13 protein-coding genes and 2 pseudogenes are annotated in these 16,527 nt (G+C 60.8%); 6 read left to right on the forward strand and 9 right to left on the reverse strand.

Going from position 1 to position 16,527, the window contains the following annotated elements; translation table 11 throughout:
- Positions 1–58: 58 nt before the first annotated feature.
- The 7 genes from NWI01_RS06505 to NWI01_RS06540 form a co-directional block, all read right to left on the reverse strand.
- Entirely contained in the window at positions 59–184 is a 126-nt protein-coding gene (locus tag NWI01_RS06505; protein ID WP_141383174.1) for a tryptophan-rich sensory protein, read from the reverse strand.
- A gap of 99 nt (positions 185–283) precedes the next feature.
- Entirely contained in the window at positions 284–1,261 is a 978-nt protein-coding gene (gene dmeF, locus NWI01_RS06510; protein WP_141383101.1) for a CDF family Co(II)/Ni(II) efflux transporter DmeF, read from the reverse strand.
- On the reverse strand, positions 1,258–1,536 hold the full coding sequence (locus NWI01_RS06515) for a metal/formaldehyde-sensitive transcriptional repressor (protein ID WP_141383175.1): 279 nt from the start codon (positions 1,534–1,536) through the stop codon (positions 1,258–1,260). The genes dmeF and NWI01_RS06515 overlap by 4 nt, the downstream gene beginning before the upstream one ends.
- Before the next feature lie 242 nt (positions 1,537–1,778).
- Positions 1,779–4,901, reverse strand: coding sequence for an efflux RND transporter permease subunit (locus NWI01_RS06520; RefSeq protein ID WP_244613666.1), 3,123 nt, complete (start codon positions 4,899–4,901; stop codon positions 1,779–1,781).
- A gap of 13 nt (positions 4,902–4,914) precedes the next feature.
- Positions 4,915–5,376 (reverse strand): hypothetical protein, encoded by a 462-nt coding sequence (locus tag NWI01_RS20180; protein WP_210242946.1) that lies wholly within the window; start codon positions 5,374–5,376, stop codon positions 4,915–4,917.
- Between the two features lie 141 nt (positions 5,377–5,517).
- The gene (locus NWI01_RS06535; protein WP_141383102.1) at positions 5,518–7,908 is read right to left on the reverse strand and encodes a TonB-dependent receptor; all 2,391 of its coding nucleotides are present in this window, start codon (positions 7,906–7,908) and stop codon (positions 5,518–5,520) included.
- Positions 7,909–8,011: 103 nt separating this feature from the next.
- A complete protein-coding gene (locus tag NWI01_RS06540) occupies positions 8,012–8,467 on the reverse strand; it encodes a DUF2946 family protein (RefSeq protein ID WP_141383103.1) in 456 nt (151 codons plus the stop codon).
- Positions 8,468–8,624: 157 nt separating this feature from the next.
- Here NWI01_RS06540 and NWI01_RS20025 point away from each other — a divergent pair.
- Positions 8,625–8,736: pseudogene (locus tag NWI01_RS20025) on the forward strand (GTP-binding protein); the annotation flags it as partial.
- 382 nt (positions 8,737–9,118) lie between these two features.
- Here the strand turns inward: NWI01_RS20025 and NWI01_RS20250 are convergent.
- Together NWI01_RS20250 and NWI01_RS06555 are read right to left on the reverse strand one after the other, a co-directional pair.
- Positions 9,119–9,220, reverse strand: a pseudogene (locus NWI01_RS20250) (hypothetical protein); the annotation flags it as partial.
- A gap of 479 nt (positions 9,221–9,699) precedes the next feature.
- Positions 9,700–12,147 carry a heavy metal translocating P-type ATPase gene (locus NWI01_RS06555; RefSeq protein WP_141383104.1) on the reverse strand — a complete coding sequence of 816 codons (2,448 nt, stop codon included), beginning with the start codon at positions 12,145–12,147 and terminating at the stop codon, positions 9,700–9,702.
- A 53-nt stretch (positions 12,148–12,200) separates the two neighbouring features.
- Here NWI01_RS06555 and NWI01_RS06560 point away from each other — a divergent pair, with 53 nt between their 5' ends.
- From NWI01_RS06560 to NWI01_RS06580, 5 genes are all read left to right on the forward strand, one after another.
- Complete coding sequence (locus NWI01_RS06560; protein ID WP_141383105.1) at positions 12,201–12,476, forward strand: metal-sensitive transcriptional regulator; 276 nt, start codon at positions 12,201–12,203, stop codon at positions 12,474–12,476.
- An 84-nt stretch (positions 12,477–12,560) separates the two neighbouring features.
- Entirely contained in the window at positions 12,561–13,037 is a 477-nt protein-coding gene (locus NWI01_RS06565; RefSeq protein WP_141383106.1) for a hypothetical protein, read from the forward strand.
- Positions 13,038–13,114: 77 nt separating this feature from the next.
- Complete coding sequence (locus NWI01_RS06570) at positions 13,115–13,414, forward strand: hypothetical protein (RefSeq protein WP_141383107.1); 300 nt, start codon at positions 13,115–13,117, stop codon at positions 13,412–13,414.
- A gap of 9 nt (positions 13,415–13,423) precedes the next feature.
- Entirely contained in the window at positions 13,424–14,884 is a 1,461-nt protein-coding gene (locus NWI01_RS06575) for a TolC family protein (RefSeq protein ID WP_141383108.1), read from the forward strand.
- Positions 14,885–14,895: 11 nt separating this feature from the next.
- Positions 14,896–16,257, forward strand: coding sequence for a multicopper oxidase family protein (locus tag NWI01_RS06580; RefSeq protein ID WP_141383176.1), 1,362 nt, complete (start codon positions 14,896–14,898; stop codon positions 16,255–16,257).
- Positions 16,258–16,527 lie beyond the last annotated feature (270 nt).

A 16,527-nucleotide genomic window follows, 5' to 3' on the forward strand; every position in this document is an offset into this window, starting at 1 on the left:
GATGAGGCATGAGGTGAGCCCGATTCATGAGGTCGAGCCTCTGCCTTCTGAGCTCAAATCAGCGGAACGCTATCCGCCGCCAAGCGGTAGCTATGAAGCCGAAGATCGCCGCCAGCATCAGCAGAATAACTACGAGCGCTAGCCCGAGGCGGTGCGCGGCGAAGAACACCGGCGACCACAGGATGAGCGCGAGTTGCGCTTACCAGACCCACGTCGGCCAGCCACGGCGATTGCATTCGAAGGTGCGCCTGCACTACGGAAAACCAGCCTTGCGCGGGCGTGATTAGGCGGCCTTCTCGACCTCGATAGTCACATGCGAGAGCTCGTGAATATGGGCCAGCTTTTCCCGGTAAATAGATGGCTCTTGCGGGACAGCTGTGCGAATTGACACGATAGCCCCATGATGGCCGGGGCCAAGCTGCCAGACATGCAGATCGGTAATCCTGTCACCCTCGCCCTCGATGACCTCACGGATTTCCTCCGGCAATTCCTCGTCGGCCGGAACATAGTCGAGCAGCACCCGGCCGGCATCGCGGATGAGGCCCCAAGACCACCGGGCGATAACCAGACCGCCGACAATGCCCATGGCAGGGTCCATCCAGTCCCAGCCGTAGAGGCTTCCAAGCACCAAGGCGACAATTGCCAGCACAGAGGTTAGGGCGTCCGCCAACACATGGAGATAGGCTGCTCGCAGATTGTTGTCGCCTGCATGTTCTCCGTGATCGTGGACATGCGGACGCGCGTGATCGTGATCGGGATCGGGCGAATGCCCATGGTGATGGCCATGCCCATGATGCAAGTGGTCATCACGCAAGAGCCATGCGCAAAGGAGGTTCACCCCTAGGCCAATGACGGCAACGTTGATCGCCTGCGGGAAATTGATCGCCACCGGGCTGTAGAAGCGCAGCAGGCTTTCCCATCCGATCAGCAGGGCAATAAGAGCCAACACAACGGCACTGGCAAAGGCGGCCAGTTCGCCAAGCTTGCCCGTTCCAAAGGTGAAGCGTGGATTCCTCGCGTTCTTGCGGGCATAGAGATAGGCGAGCGCGGCAATAAGCATCGCGGCGGCATGGGTGGACATGTGCCAGCCATCAGCCACAAGGGCCATAGAGCCGTATATCGACCCGGCCGCGATCTCGGCCACCATCATCGTTGCCGTGATCGCAATGACAATCCATGTCCTGCGCTCGTTGCGCTCGTGATTGTCGCCCAAGAAAATATGCTCGTGTGGGCTCGAAAGCCGCGCGGAATGATCGGTCATTTTAGATACGCCCTAACGACCTCGATCAACTCGGCCGCACCTTGCGCCCGCGCTGCATTGTCGTCTTTGTCGGGGTTGGAAACATGCTCGCGGATATGATCCTCGATCAACTCGGCCGTCAGGCCGCTGACTGCGCCGCGCACGGAAGCCGCGAGGTTTAGAACCTGGCCGCAGGAGGCGTCGGCCTCCAAGGATCGCTCGATAGCTTCGATCTGCCCTTTGAGGCGGCGCACACGTGCGAGCAGCTTGGTTTTGTTCTTCGTAGTATGAGACATGATATAGGGGGGTATCCTATTATCGGGTAGAAGGCAAACTTCCATTACGGGCGATCTGAGCGTGACTTGATGTAATTTGCAGCCAAGAGACTTGAGATAACGTCCGTTGTCCCGCATGGCATCTGCGACGATCCGCAGCATTGCAAGCCCGCCGGTCGTAAACCCTGCAGCTAGGTTGCGGTGGCCAGGGACCAGATGCCTAGCCTCACAGTCTGGTCATCTGTCTTCATTCAAAATCACGCTCAAGCCGCCTTAGGTATGTCTTGCGGCGTGCCCTTCGGCAGCGCGTCGGCGGCCTTGCCGTCGCGAGGCAATCCGCGCCCCTTCGCGAGGCCGAAGATCGCCGGTATTACGATGAGGGTGAGGAGCGTGGATGAGGTCATCCCGCCGATCATCGGCACTGCGATGCGCTGCATGATCTCAGATCCATTGCCGGTGCTCCACATGATGGGCAGAAGACCCGCCATAATCGCAACTACCGTCATCACCTTGGGACGGACGCGGTCAACGGCGCCCACGATGATGGCCTCGTGGAGATCTCGCTTGGTGAGGACGCGGCCATCGCCGCTGCATTTAGCCTTCATCTCGGCTAGAGTATGGTCGAGATAGATCAGCATTACGACGCCGGTCTCGGCGGCGACACCCGCGAGCGCAATGAACCCGACCACGACGGCTACGGACAGGTTGAATCCGAGCCACCACATCATCCAGATTCCGCCGACCAGCGCAAAGGGCAGCGAGAGCATGACGATCAAGGTCTCAGTCATGGCCCTGAAGTTTAGGTACAGCAGCAGGAAGATGATCGTGAGCGTTACGGGGACCACGATTTTCAAGCGAGCGGCAGCCCTCTGCAAATATTCGTACTGGCCGCTCCAGACCACGTAGTAGCCGGACGGGAACTGGATGGCCTCGGTGACGGCGCGCTGAGCGTCGGCGACGTAGCTGCCTAAATCCCGATCACGGATGTCGACGTAGATGTAGGTCGCGAGCTGCCCGTTCTCACTCCGGATGGACGTAGGTCCCCGCGTCGGCTCGACCTTGGCGACTTCGCCCAACGGGACGGCACCGCCCGCCGGCATCGGCACCAGGATGTCGCTGGCGATGGCCTTTGGATTGTCCCTGAGATCGCGCGGATAGCGCATGTTTACCGTAAAGCGTTGCCGGCCCTCAACGGTCGTCGTGACCGTCTGGCCGCCGAGCGCGGCCGCAATGGTGTCCTGCACGTCCTGGACCAGAATCCCGTAGCGGGCGAGTGCCTCGCGGTCTGGCACGATCTCGAGATAGTACCCGCCGACCGCACGCTCCGCGTAGGCCGAGGACGTGCCGGGCACGGTTTTGATGGCGCTCTCGATTTGCTTGGCTAGGCGATCTATCTCGACCAGATCTGTGCCCATAACCTTGACGCCGACCGGCGTGCGAATGCCGGTCGAGAGCATGTCGATGCGGGCCTTGATCGGCATCGTCCAGGCATTCGAGACGCCGGGGAATTGCAACGCCCTGTCCATTTCCGCGACCAGGCTGTCGATGGTCACGCCGGGGCGCCACTGCTCTTTTGGCTTCAGGTTGACCACGGTCTCGAACATCTCGATCGGCGCAGGGTCGGTTGCGGTCGCAGCCCGTCCCGCCTTGCCATAGACGGAGGCGACCTCCGGGAACGCCTTGATGATCCGATCCTGCGTCTGCATCAGTTCGGCCGCCTTCGTGACAGAGATGCCGGGCAGCGTCGTCGGCATGTACAGCAGCGTGCCCTCGTTAAGCGTCGGCATGAATTCGGTGCCGAGCTGCCGCGCGGGCCAGATCGTTACGGCCAGTACCGCTACGGCGGCGAAGATCACCAGGATCTTCATTCGCAGCACGGCCTTGATCACGGGCCGGTAGATCCAGATCAGGAAACGGTTGATGAAATTCCTGTCCTCCGGGACGATTCTGCCTCGGACAAAGATCACCATCAGCGCCGGCACCAGGGTGACTGACAGCAGGGCCGCAGCGGCCATGGCGAATGTCTTGGTGAACGCCAGCGGGCTGAATAGCCGCCCCTCCTGCGATTCCAGCGCGAAGATCGGCATAAACGATACGGTGATGATGAGCAGGCTGAAGAACAGCGCGGGCCCGACCTCGGAGGCCGCATCGATCAGAATCTGCACACGCGACTGATCTGGTTTGGCTCGCTCGAGGTGCTTGTGCGCGTTCTCGATCATGACGATGGCGGCATCCACCATTGCGCCGATCGCGATCGCTATGCCGCCTAGGCTCATGATGTTGGACCCGAGCCCAAGCAGCTTCATGGCGCCGAACGCCATCAGGACGCCAACCGGCAGCATCAGGATCGCTACCAGCGCGCTGCGGACGTGCAGTAGGAAGACGATGCAGACAAGCCCGACGACGATGCTTTCTTCGAGCAGGGTGTGCTTGAGCGTGTCGATGGCCGCATAGATAAGGCTGGATCGGTCGTAGACGGGCACGATTTCGACGGACTTGGGTAGACTGCTCGCGATTTCCTTGAACCGCTTCTTCACATTCTCAATCACATTGAGGGCATCGACCCCAAAACGCTGGAGCACGATCCCGCTTGCGACCTCTCCCTCGCCGTTCAGTTCGGCGATTCCGCGTCGCTCGTCCGGGCCCAATTCGACGTGGGCGACGTGCCGCAGCAGCACGGGCGTGCCGTTGGCGGTCTTCAGGACGATGTTGCCAAGATCGTTGATGCTTTTGACGTAGCCTTTGCCGCGGATGACGTACTCGAACTCAGACAACTCCACCGTGCGCCCGCCTACGTCGGCGTTGCTGGCGCGGATGGCGTCGCGGATCTTTTGCAAGCTGATGCCGCGGTCCCGCATCCGCTGAGGATCGAGAACCACGTTGTACTGCTTAACGAAGCCCCCGATGCTGGCAACCTCGGCGACGCCTTCGGCCTTGGCCAGCGCGAACTTCAAATTCCAGTCCTGGATTGTACGGGTATCCGCCAAGTTCAATTCCTTGGATATGACGGCGTACTGGTATACCCAGCCAACGCCGGTCGCGTCGGGCCCGATCGTCGGTGTAACGGCGGTCGGAAGTCTTGAGGCGGCGCCGTTCAGGAACTCCATAACGCGCGAGCGCGCCCAATAGATGTCGGTGCCGTCTTCGAAGATCACGTAGACGAATGACACGCCGAAGAAGGAAAAGCCCCGCACCACCTTGGACTTCGGCACGGTCAGCATCGCAGTCGTCAGCGGGTACGTGACCTGGTCCTCTATGACCTGAGGCGCCTGCCCGGGATACTCGGTGTAGACGATGACCTGTGTGTCGGAGAGATCGGGGATCGCGTCTAGCCAAGATGCACATACGGCGTGCCTTCTCGCGCAGCAACGCCCGAGATGTCCCATCGCCGCGATAAGTTCAAAAACCGCTCGCCGTTAGGTAGGTTCTTGAGATATTCGATGACGACAGGCTCCTCTCCGGTGGGCGGATCATGGCGAACGTGTTGCGGGACGTACCGCGTCTCTCCTGTCCGACCTGATGAACGTCTACCGGCTGATCATGGGGCCGGACGTGAGTGACCGCATCCTCGCTCACGACATCATGATCATCAACGCGATCGGCCTTCTTGTCCTCAGGAATAATGGTCGGCACCACAATGTATTTCGAGGCGGCGTTGTTGTTCGCAAGGGTCGGATTTGTTTGATCATCTCTGCCTTCATTTGACCGGCGGCGTGTTCCTGTTCGTTGGATCCTTCGGCCTCGCCAAACTGCCCGACACGTTGCGGCGCCTAGGACCAAGACGACAACGTTCGGCATTGGATCGCTACTCGTCACATCTATGTTCTTTTTGTTTTTCTGCGTCAGGCGTCCGGCATCCATGAACTCCTAATCACGCCGTTCCTGTTTCTAACGGCGCCGGTGCGCGAAGATGCTCGCCAAAGCGTATGTCTTTGAAACAAGCAGGGCCGTTAGCTGATAACAGCAGCTAGTCTAACGCCACCCCATGGACCACGCGTCCGGCTAGAACTTCAAATTCGCAAACGCACGTACCCCGATGCCGGGCATGAGGACCACATCCTTGGTATAGGAAACGTGGTTCCGGATATTCTCGTTCAGCAGGTTGTTTCCCACGATGCCGACCATCATCTCGCGGGCCCCGAACCAGGAAGAATCGAGCCTTGTCCTGTAGCTGACCTCCGCCTTCAGCAGGTTATAACCTCCTGTCGGCGTCTCGCCGATTGGCGCGATATCGTTCTGGGCGAAGGCGTGCAGCAGATTGATCCGCGTCAGCCAGTTGGCATCGCGCCAGAACAGGCCGCCGCCGACGCGCACCGGCGGAATCCGTGGAACATTGGTGCCGTCGCTGAAGGTCGCGCGCACAACGTCGAACTGATTTTCAATGCCCCAGATGCCGCCATGGAGCGGCCCGACATCCAACTGGCTCTGGAACTCGCCGCCGCGGAAGGTGGCGTCGCGTTGCGAGTAGATCGCCTGGTTGAGCTCGAGTGGAAAGGCCGGATCGGCAGAACCAACGCAGGCGACATCCTCGCAGGTGTTGCCTGTGAGACGACGGTAAATAAACCCATTGAACTTGGTGTAATAGGCCGTCGCTTCGAATCTGAAAGGACCGGTCGCCCGCCGCAATCCCAACTCGATCGTCTTGGCAGTTTCCAGACCGATATTGGGGTTGCCGATGTCGAAGGTGGCGGTCGCGTCATGCGCGCCGCGCGAAAATAATTCGGCTGGCTTCGGCGCGCGCTCGACATACTGTGCGGTGATGCTGGCAGCCAGATCGCCCGGAAGATTCTGGATCAAGCCTACGCTCGCGCTCTTCGGCGTGAAGCTTAGATGGCGCGCCGTTGGCGGGCCGATATCCCCGGGGCTGGGGTTGAGGTTGAATAGCTCCGGAATGAACGCCGGCGTCGTTCCACTGAGGCTGACATGCTCGATGCGGCCGGCGATCTGCGCCTTTGTCGTCTCGGTGAACTTGAGCTCGTTGAACACGTAACCGGCGACCCTGTTGTTCTTGTTGGGATCCCACAATCCGTTGAGCGGGCTCGTCGGATCGACCGAGTTCGACGCGGTCAACTCCTGATGCCCGGCCTGCAGGCCGAAGGCGGTCGTAACAGCGGCAAAGCGTGCATTGAACGGCGCCATTTGCACCTCGAAGCGCCCTTCCTGCTCCCTGTTCGTAAAGGTCTGCAGCACGCCGGTGGATGAGAAGTCGGCGGGATCCGTAAGCCCGATTTCGTTGTGCTTGTAGTTGGTGGCGCCTGCCCAGAACCTGATCGCGTCGATCGCCGCCGCATCCGGCCGGTATTCGCCCTTGGCCGTGAACTTGGTCTGTCGCGCGTCCATGCGGATCTGGTGATCCGAGCCCTCGATACCCGGAATCCGATAGAGCGAATCGTTCTGCGTGACGGCAGCGCCGATGAAGCCGCCGTGGAAAATATAGGAGCCGCCGATCGAGGCGCCGGTCGCTTGCGCCGCAGAGTTTGGCTGGTAGCCGTCCACAGGCCGCGTCCGATCGACCAGGTATGGATAGCCGGGGATGCTGTAATCGCCAGCCTTGCGGCCATGGGCATCGGCATGAATGGCAAAATTGCCGCCGCCGCCATCGAGCAGGATGCCGCCCTCAAGGCCGCGATCGACCGAACTGACCGCCGTGCGCGTCTCGGCGTTGACGCAAGACGACGACTGCACATTCGCCAGCGGCGCCTTGACGGGCAGACCATAGCTTTGGAATGGCGCCGCAGCGCAGGCCGGCAGGGCGTCGGGAATTCGATTATTGGTCGCGCTGACGACACCGCCGATTGAGGTCGAGCCGTAGCGCAATGCTGCCGGACCGCGCACGACTTCGACCTGATTTGTTGTCAGGGGATCGATGGGTACGAAGTGATCCTCACCGAGGTCGGAGACGCCGCCGGCACCAACGCCGTTCTCGATGATGCCGACGCGATTGACGTCGAGGCCGCGGATGATCGGCCGGCTGGCGGCGCCCGGCGCGAAGCTGGAGCCGGTGATGCCGGGTTTGGAGAACAGCAGATCGCCGAGCGTCGCGCCGCCGGTACGGCGGATTTCCTCGTTAGTCACGACGGTGACGGTTGCGAACTGGTCGGTCACGACGGGCAGCACGCCCTGCTGGGGCGCTGCGGCGAGGGGCGCTGGTTGCGGTTCTGGCGTGTGCTCGCGATTCTGGCCGGGCGCTGCGCGGGCGACGCGCGTCGGCGTTCGTGCAGGCACGGGTTTGCGCCGCACGATCGGGCTCGGCGCCGTCACGGTGATTTCCGGCAGGTGTGTCGACGCAGTTGGCGACGCCGCGCCCTGCGCCAGGGCGCCGTTGCCCGCCGCGCATAGCAACAGCCAACTAGCCCCACCGATGCGGAACGCACGTTTATTCTTGAATGTCATTGTCCGATCCTGTCCGCCATGAGCGACGGATCGATTCCGATCTTCCCTCAGGAAACCGCGCCTGACGCGTCAACCTTGGGAACGGTTTAATTTTGATCGACTGTCAGAAGGCGGGTGGTGCGCGAGACTGGAACGCGAGATGGGAAAAGCTGAGATGTGCGAATTCAGCGCTGGTGACCAGGTACAGAAGTTCGACAGCCCCCGGCAACTCCAGCACGGGCGGCGTGATGAACAGGAAATTCTTTGCCAGGGAGAGGACGGCGCAGACCGCGCAGACATTGGCAGTGTGCTGGTCGTTAGCGGGGCCAGCAGGCTGCTGCGGCTGCGCGGCTTCGGGGTGCGCTTCTTGTGCGGCAATGGGCGTGGCGGTCGCGCGACTGGCGCCGGTCAGCCCGATTTGACCGGCCGGTGCGGCTGCCGTGTGAAAATGCCCCCACGACAGCGCAAGCTGGATCGCGATCGCAAACAGCGCCAGCCGAGAGCCGTGTTTGAGGTGCTTTCGAAGCCAGTTCACGACGATGACGCCCTGTCCTCCTGGGACGGCACGGGTATCCGCCATCCTATGTTATATTATAACATATCGAGGACCGCGGCGGGAGTGTCAATGAGACACCGGGCTTCCTCCTTCCGCGCCCTGACAATTCCGGAAAGTGTGAGATTCGCGCAACATCGGCGCGCTTTTACCTCGCGCCGTCTATGTTGCTAATTGACGTTCCTTGGGAGTTGGGAAGACAACTTTGCTATAACATGTGCTGAACGGCCTTGAAGGTAGCGGTGATTGAGAACCACATAAGCGAGGTCAACATCGACGTCGCCCTCGTGCGCGATTGAGGTGCGAACTATCGCGGACCGACGATGGTTGGTGAGTTCTGATCGGTCGCTTTATATGTCTTTTTGTGCGGAGGGTTGTTCCGTTGGCCCTAACGGAAATTCGCAAACAAGATCCCTGGCGTATACGCATTCGCGCTCTCATTCTGGGTCGATCAATCTCGCATCACGTTCTGCCGTCACCATTCCTGGATATTTATCGCCTTGCGGCCGGTGCCCGTCAGCCGGCGCCGATCCGGTAAGGGCTGAACTGCTCCCGAAAAGAGCCTAAGCGATCCGGACGGTCTGTTGGCGAAAGCGACCGAGACCAGCCGCAACGGCCTCTTATCCAGCAACGATTGCAGCCACTAGGTTCTTGGCATCCTTCCTCGATTGTGGCGGATCACTGCCGTGGTGCCGACGACAAGGAGCGGCGAAGATAACGATCTCGCTGCTTCGAGATGCCGCCGAGACGTTGCCGGTCACTGCTCGAGTTCTGCTTGGGGACGAGGCCGAGCCAGGCTGCGAACTGGCGCCCGGAGCGGAACTGGCTGGGCTTGCTGACGGTGGGCCAGGATCGCCGTGACTGTGATCACTCCGATGTCTGGAGAGGCCGCCAACCACCGGGCTCGCGTCGTTCTGGCGATGCCATTCGTGCAAGACCGTGTCGAGTTCCCGCAGTTTAACCAGCGTCGTCATCGCAATCTTCGGAATCTCCGGAAGAAGGGTCTGTCGATCTCGTGCACAGGGAAGAAAGCGCGCGTCAGCTTTACGGGGTCACCACACCTGTCAAAGCTAAATCAGCGCCAAAAAGCCACAGTTGTTCACCCGTCAGCCGAGCCATGATATGCTGGGACTAAACACCTAGGCCACGCGCCGACAGATGTTCAGACAAGCGGCGCTTGCGCGGCCTGATCCGCTGGCTTCCGGACTGCCGCGTTGGGCGGGACATCCATGCGCCGCTGAAATGACGAGCTTAACCTCTCAGTTCTCCAGTTTCGCGACGCGCAGGCGCAGTGCGTTTCCGACCACGCTTACCGACGACAGCGCCATGGCCGCCGCGGCGATGATCGGCGACAGCAACAGTCCGAATACCGGATACAGCACACCCGCCGCGATCGGTATTCCGGCGGCGTTGTAGATAAAGGCGAAGAACAGGTTTTGGCGGATGTTGGCCATCGTCGCTTCCGACAGGAGGCGCGCGCGGACGATGCCGCCGAGATCGCCCTTCAGCAGGGTTACGCCCGCACTTTCCATGGCGACGTCGGTGCCGGTGCCCATCGCGATCCCGACTTCGGCCGCCGCAAGGGCAGGGGCATCGTTGACGCCGTCGCCAGCCATCGCCACGATTCGTCCTTCCTTCTGTAGCTTCACGACGACGGCGCTCTTTTGATCGGGAAGCACTTCCGCCTCGACATGGGATATGCCCAGCCTCTTTGCTACGGCGCTCGCCGTGGTACGGTTGTCTCCGGTCAGCATGATGACCTTAATGCCGTCCGCAGCCAGCGCCTCCAAGGCGCCGGGCGTCGATGGTTTGATGGGATCGGCGATCGCGAAGAGTCCGGCGAGCTTTCCGTCGACCGCGATATTGATGACGGTGGCGCCGTCGCCGCGGAGCGCTTCGGCCTGCGCTTCCATCGGTCGGGTTTCGACGCTGAGCGACTCCAGGTAGCCGACGTTGCCGAGCAGTATGTTCTTGCCGTCAACCTTACCCGTCACGCCTTTGCCGGTGGGGGAATCGAATTCCTCCACGTTTGCAAGCGCCAGATCGCGCTCTTTGGCCGCGCGAATGATGGCGTCGGCCAGCGGATGTTCGCTGGCGCGCTCGACGCTCGCTGCGAAACGCAGCAACTCATCCTCCCGGAATCCGGCGGACGGTACGATGGAGACGACTTTGGGTTTGCCTTCGGTCAAGGTGCCCGTCTTGTCGACGACGAGCGTGTCGACCTTTTCCATGCGTTCGAGCGCTTCGGCGTTCTTTATCAGCACACCGACCTGCGCGCCGCGTCCGACGCCGACCATGATCGACATCGGGGTTGCGAGGCCGAGCGCACACGGACATGCGATGATCAACACGCTGACGGCCGCCACCAGACCGAACGCCAGGCGGGGCTCGGGGCCGACCATGGCCCAGACCACGAAGGCAACAAACGCGGCCACGATCACCGCAGGCACGAACCAGCCCGCGACCTGATCGGCGAGACGCTGGATCGGTGCCCGCGACCGTTGCGCTTGCGCGACCATCTGCACGATTTGCGACAACACCGTATCGCGGCCGACCTTCTCGGCCTGCATCACGAAGCTTCCGGATTGATTGAGCGTCCCGGCGATCACCTTGGCACCGGTCTCCTTGTTGACGGGCATGGACTCTCCGGTCACCAGGGATTCATCGATCGATGAACGCCCCTCCAGAATGACCCCGTCGACCGGGACTTTTTCGCCCGGACGGACGCGCAACGTGTCGCCGACGTTGAGACCATCGAGCGGGACTTCGCGGTCGGAGTCGTCCTCCGCAACGAGGCGCGCCGTCTTCGGGGCGAGGTTGAGCAGGGCCTTGATCGCGCCCGACGTTGCCTCGCGGGCACGCAATTCGAGCACCTGCCCCAGCAGCACCAGGACGGTGATCACCGCCGCCGCTTCGAAATAGACGGCGACGGCGCCGTCATGGCCGCGAAACGCGGGCGGAAATACCTCCGGGGCAACGGTGGCGACGACGCTGTAGACATAGGCGACACCGGTCCCCATCGCGATCAGGGTGAACATGTTGAGGTTGCGGGTCACCAGCGACTGCCAGCCGCGCACGAAGAACGGCCAGCCCGCCCAGATGACGACGGGTGTCGCCGAGACCAGTTGAATCTGGTTCGACAGCGTTTGGTCGACCCAGCCGTGTCCGCCGAGCAGATGCCCGCCCATTTCGAGAACGACTGCAGGCACAGCGAACACGAGGCCGATCCAGAACCGCCGGGTCATGTCCGCCAGTTCGGGGTTCGGCGCGGCGTCGAGTGTTACCACTTCGGGCTCCAGAGCCATACCGCAAATGGGGCAACTGCCGGGACCGATCTGTCGGATCTCCGGATGCATCGGGCATGTGTAAATGGTGCCTTCCGGAACAGGCTCTTTCGGTGTGGCCTTGGACTTGTCGAGATAGGTTTCCGGGGCCCCCGCGAACTTGGTGCGACAACCTGCCGAACAGAAATGATAGGTGCGACCTTGGTGATCAAACCGGTGCTTGCTCGTCGCCGGGTCGACGGTCATTCCGCAAACCGGGTCCAGAACCTTGCCGCTTTCCGCGGGAGGTTGATGATGTCCATGGTCGCCGCGGCCATGGCCGCCGTGACCGCCGCAGCAAGCCGATCCGGTTTCGTGTCCCGGAGCTGCCGTCGAGGAGCGGACCGGCTGGCCCATGGAACTTGCGTTTCGTGTCCCGGTCATTTAGGTCTCCTCATAGGCTTGAAACCGATACCCAGTAGGGGTATATAGGGTAGATGCGAAAAGACATCAAGGCGTCGTGCCAGAAGCGCCTGAGCCGAATTGAGGGACAGGTGCGCGGCCTCGCCAAGATGGTGGAGGAGGACCGCTACTGCATCGATGTCGTAACGCAGATCTCCGCTGTTCGTGCCGCATTGCGCCGCGTCGAGGAGGAGGTGTTGAAGGACCATGTCGCCCACTGCGTCGAGCAGGCGATCGCGAGTGGCGACAAGGCGGATCAGCGTCGCAAGATCGCGGAATTGATGGCGGTGGTCGGACGAGCGGAACGATGAACGCTCCGGTTCGGTCTTGGCGACACGAAGATTCGCGACTATGATTCGGAGTTCGGGCGACAGATCGAAAGCGGTGACGCATTAATGTTGGTCGGACTTACCAGGACGCAATGGCGGAGAACAGGGTGGTTCGTCGCCCTGGCTTATCTGTTCTGCGTGCTGGCGCCGACGCTTTCCTTTGCATTGCCCGGCAGTCAGGCTACGCCTTATTGCCTGAACGACGAGAATCACGTCCCAGGCATGGTCCACGTCCATCATGAAGGCGTCATGCACGTCCAAAAGGACGGACATGCTCATCATCATTCCGGCGTCCAGGTCCACGCTGATTCATCGGCGGATCATGATGCGAAGCCGCTTGCGCTCAAGAGTGACGCTGGTCCGGTAAAAGCGCCGCATTCGGCGGATGGAAAATGCTGTGGCCTCATGTGCGTCACTGCGCTTCCTGCAACCCTCGTCACGGTGGCAAAGCCATCGGTGCTGCACGCCATCCGCGTATCTGACATCCATCGGAAACTGGCAGATAACGCGCCTCCGCGGCTTTATCGTCCCCCAAATTCCTGACCTGACAACAGCATGACGCGGTGCGTGCCGTGCGAGGCACGTGAGCCTGTGGTCCATCGTCAATTTAGGGAATTTTTATGTCGGCGCAAATTGGGACGAGTGTCGCCACCGTCGGTTCGGTGGTGCGCGGGATATTCGGAAGAAGGTTTAGCACATTCGCAGGTATGGCTTTGACGGCCATGACCCTCGGTGGCTGCACGGTACCGCTGGCGCCGCTCGTCAGCGCGGACCCCGCTGATCCGGGGGCAAAGGTCGCGGGTGTCAGCTACCGGTCGACCATCGCCCCGTACGACAGCCTTCGTCCGACGACACCCTCCGGCTGGAAGGAACAGAACCAGAGCGTCGCGCGGCCACCCAAATCGGGGCATGAGCATTAGGAGCACGTCGTGAAAATCATCAGTGGCGTGTCGTCGCGTCAGAGCCGCTTCCGACACCATCGGTCGGCTTTGGCGCTCACCGTTTCCATTCTTCTTTCCGGTTGTGCGACGTTTTCGCCGGATCGAGGAATGGGCGTCGTGTCCAATATCGCCGGTCATACGATTAAGAAGGACGTGGTCGCGATCCGCTCCGTGGAAGAAGCCCAGCATGCGGACGATACCGTCAAGCGGCTACTGCGCCGCGCTCTCAACGTTGACACCGCCGTCCAGGTCGGGCTGCTCAACAATCGTGGCTTGCAGGCCGCTTACAACGAATTGGCGTTGGCGGAAACAGACCTCGTCCAGGAAAGCCTTCCGCCCAATCCGGTTTTTTCTATTTCTAGAATCGGGGGTGGCGGCGCGGTCGAAATCGAGCGTCAGGTCGTCGGGGACATTCTGGCGCTGGCGACGTTGCCCTTCCGCTCCGAGATCGCGCGGAGACGATTCCGTCAGGCGCAATTGCGGGCGGCATTGGAGACCTTGAGACTCGCGTCCGATGTGCGGCGATCCTACTACCGCGCTGTCGGCGCCAACGAAATGGTCGGGCTTCTGACAGACACCAAGTCCATGGCGCAAGCGACCGCGAAATTGGCTGCGAAGCTGGGTGAAACCGGTTCGCTCAACAAGCTCGATCAGGCTCGTGAGCAAGTCTTCTACGCGGAGACGACAGCCGATCTGGCCTCGGCGCGGCAGGAGGCGATGAGCTCGCGTGAACGTCTCGCTCGGTTGTTGGGTCTTTGGGATGGCGACCTCACGTTCCGCCTTCCGAAAACGCTCCCTGCGCTGCCGCGGCGTCCCTCTGCGTTGCCGTCGATCGAAGTGGATGCGGTAACGCATCGGATCGATCTTCAGATCGCTCGCATCGAACTGGATGCGTTGGCGAAAGCACTCGACCTCACGGAAGCAAGCCGTTTCGTCACGCTGCTCGACGTGGCCGGTATTGACCGCAAAACGCGCGATCCGGAAGGCGCGCCATTTCGGGAACGCGGTTTCGACATCCAATTTCAGATTCCGATCTTCGGCGGCGGCGAGGTCCGGGTGCGGCAAGCGACCGAAATCTACGATCAGGCGTTCAATCGCCTGACCGAGAAGGCAGTTAACGTCCGTTCGGAGGCAAGAAACGCCTACCGCGTCTATCGCTCCACTTATGACATCGCCACCCAATACCAGCGTGAAGTCTTGCCGCTGCGCAAGATCATCATCGAGGAAATGCAGCTGCGGTTCTCCAGCATGCAGGCGGGCGTCTTCGCTCTGTTGATCGAGACACGGCAGCGGATCGCCGCTCTGCGCGCATCAATCGCGGCCAAGCGCGCCTTTTGGCTGGCGCAATCGGACCTGCAATCGGCCGTCAACGGTGGCGGCACCGCAGACGCCCAAAATGAAACCCGTCTGACCACGACCGCCCAGGCGGGCGGTGGCGGTGGCCAGTGAAGGAGAGAGACATGCTATCGCGAAGAGGATTTCTCGGAACGGCGGCGCTGGTCAGCGCGAGTGCCGTCAGCGGCCGCGTGCAGGCGGCCAGCATTCCGGAAGCACCGCTCATGGATAAGATGACGATGCAGCCGCCGTTGCACCCGACCAGCGGACCGGACTATCGGCCTGTCGTGACGCTCAACGGCTGGACCTTGCCATGGCAGACGAACGGCGACTGGAAGGAGTTTCACCTTGTCGCCGAACCGGTGGTTCGCGAATTCGCCGAAGGCATGAGGGCAAATTTATGGGGTTACAACGGCCAGGCCCCGGGTCCGACAATTGAGGCTGTGGAAGGCGACAAGGTTCGCATCTTCGTCACCAACAAGCTGCCCGAACACACCACGGTTCATTGGCATGGGATGCTGGTACCGAATGGTATGGACGGAGTGGGGGGAGTGACTCAGCCTCATATTCCTCCGGGGAAAACCTTCGTATACGAGTTTGAATTGAAGACGAGCGGAACGTTTATGTACCATCCGCACTCAGACGAGATGGTGCAGATGGCGATGGGCATGATGGGAATGTTCGTGGTGCACCCGCGCGACTCGTCCTTCCGCCCGGTCGATCGCGACTTCGTCTTCGTCATGAGTTCGTACCTGATCGACCCCGGCACTTACCTTCCTCAGGTCAGCGAGATGACCGACTTCAATATGTGGACTTGGAATAGTCGCGTGTTTCCGGGTATAGATTCACTGCCGGTGCGGCTTGGCGACAAGGTGCGCGTTCGCATGGGCAATCTCACCATGACCAATCATCCGATTCATCTGCACGGCCACCACTTCGCGGTGAGTTGCACTGATGGCGGCTGGGTGCCGGAGAGCGCGCAGTGGCCCGAAACGACGATTGATGTCCCGGTCGGGGCCATTCGCGCCTTCGACCTCATCGCCGACAATCCGGGTGACTGGGCATTCCATTGTCACAAGACGCATCATGCTATGAACTCGATGGGTCACGAGGTCCAAAATTTGATCGGAGTATCCAAGAAGGATTTGGCGAAGGCGGTCGGCAAACTCGCTCCGGATGCAATGGTGATGGGTTCGACCGGAATGGCGATGGGTGCAATGGAAATGCCGATGCCTGATAACACACTGATGATGATGACGGGATCCGGCCAATTCGGCCCCATCGAGATGGGCGGTATGTTCACGGTGATGAAGATCCGCAAAGGGATGGCGCGCGATGACTATCGCGATCCAGGGCCATACAAGAACCCCGAAGGCACGGTTGCTTACGAGGTCGATGCGACGGGCGATCCGATTCCTTCGTCGTCAAAGCCCAAGGCAATGCCCCACGATATGGAAGGCATGAAAGGAATGGAAATGAAAGAATGAAACGATACGAGGAATGTAGCAGATTCGACATTCTTCGTGCCATCCTTAACGAGGGCCTCGTGAGAGCGGATCAGCCTTGTCGTTACGGCGGTGGGCAAAGGTTGTGAAGTTTTAAGCCAGAACGCTGTGCTGCCGCCTTTTGCTTGAGGTGTTCAGTATGATGTTTTCTCTTCGTTTATCGTTCACTTTGTTGGTTGAGTTGATCGAGGATGCAGATCGACGCCAGCGTCGGCGGAATAGTGCTGGTGACAATCGTGACCCGGATTAGTC

The sequence above is a fragment of the Nitrobacter winogradskyi genome, from assembly GCF_006539545.1.
Lineage (GTDB): Bacteria > Pseudomonadota > Alphaproteobacteria > Rhizobiales > Xanthobacteraceae > Nitrobacter > Nitrobacter winogradskyi_A.

Bases quoted from the DNA above. Each gene is read 5' to 3' on its own strand.
- NWI01_RS06535 (WP_141383102.1), bottom strand. From the start codon at position 7,908: ATGACATTCAAGAATAAACGTGCGTTCCGCATCGGTGGGGCTAGTTGG.
- NWI01_RS06580 (WP_141383176.1), top strand. From the start codon at position 14,896: ATGCTATCGCGAAGAGGATTTCTCGGAACGGCGGCGCTGGTCAGCGCG.
- NWI01_RS06540 (WP_141383103.1), bottom strand. From the start codon at position 8,467: ATGGCGGATACCCGTGCCGTCCCAGGAGGACAGGGCGTCATCGTCGTG.
- NWI01_RS20180 (WP_210242946.1), bottom strand. From the start codon at position 5,376: ATGGATGCCGGACGCCTGACGCAGAAAAACAAAAAGAACATAGATGTG.
- NWI01_RS06555 (WP_141383104.1), bottom strand. From the start codon at position 12,147: ATGACCGGGACACGAAACGCAAGTTCCATGGGCCAGCCGGTCCGCTCC.
- NWI01_RS06570 (WP_141383107.1), top strand. From the start codon at position 13,115: ATGTCGGCGCAAATTGGGACGAGTGTCGCCACCGTCGGTTCGGTGGTG.
- NWI01_RS06515 (WP_141383175.1), bottom strand. From the start codon at position 1,536: ATGTCTCATACTACGAAGAACAAAACCAAGCTGCTCGCACGTGTGCGC.
- dmeF (WP_141383101.1), bottom strand. From the start codon at position 1,261: ATGACCGATCATTCCGCGCGGCTTTCGAGCCCACACGAGCATATTTTC.
- NWI01_RS06560 (WP_141383105.1), top strand. From the start codon at position 12,201: ATGCGAAAAGACATCAAGGCGTCGTGCCAGAAGCGCCTGAGCCGAATT.
- NWI01_RS06520 (WP_244613666.1), bottom strand. From the start codon at position 4,901: ATGGGACATCTCGGGCGTTGCTGCGCGAGAAGGCACGCCGTATGTGCA.
- NWI01_RS06565 (WP_141383106.1), top strand. From the start codon at position 12,561: ATGTTGGTCGGACTTACCAGGACGCAATGGCGGAGAACAGGGTGGTTC.